This window comes from Vibrio sp. 1069 (genome assembly GCF_033340555.1).
In genome coordinates this window covers 1-656 of sequence record NZ_JAWOWP010000466.1, presented here as the reverse complement: position 1 = coordinate 656, position 656 = coordinate 1, and the positions used below count along the sequence as shown (strand labels likewise).

Annotated in this window: 1 pseudogene; it reads left to right on the top strand. The window is 46.2% G+C overall.

The features are described 5' to 3' along the window. Positions 1-656: pseudogene (locus R7040_RS27180) on the top strand (transporter); the annotation flags it as partial.

The following is a 656-nucleotide window of genomic DNA, read 5'->3' as shown; positions in this document are numbered from 1 at the left end:
AGCGCACAAAGAGTATTTTTCTGCACGCGCGCTTTTGGATCAAATTACGCTTTCTCACGGTGATGTTCAAAACTTGAATATGCTGAGTTTCAATCAAGTCTCGGATCATGTTGAGATTGAAAAAATCAGCGCACTTTCCTATCTCACCTATCGTGAGAGGCAAGATTCGCAACTGACGAAACAAGAGTGGCGCCAGCTTGCCAACTATATTAATCAGCAAAAGCGGCACCATGAGCCACAAAGTGCCGTCGACAGTATTCAGTTATCACCTCTTGAGCCTAGTTGTAGCGCTGAGACAGCACCAACGCTACAAGGCAAAGTCGTGCTTGCTGAACCGATATGGACTATCCCGAACCTGATGCGACATTCTGAATGGTTGCATGAGGTGATTCGTAGCACGGGGCTAGAGTTAGAGGTCATCAAAGTGGAAGACATTAGTTTTCCCGAGTCAGTTTCACACTTGGCGGATTTATTGTTCATTGAAGAGGTCATGGAAGCGCCATTTGAATATGGGGTATTTGAATGGCTATCGGTGGCGACTGGCTTACGTTTTAGTTTCGAACAAAACCAGATGGAGCGTCACCGCGAGCAGCTTCAAGAAGCCATTGCCTATGAACAACCGATTTCTCATTTGCTGGGTATTGAAGAAACGCTGC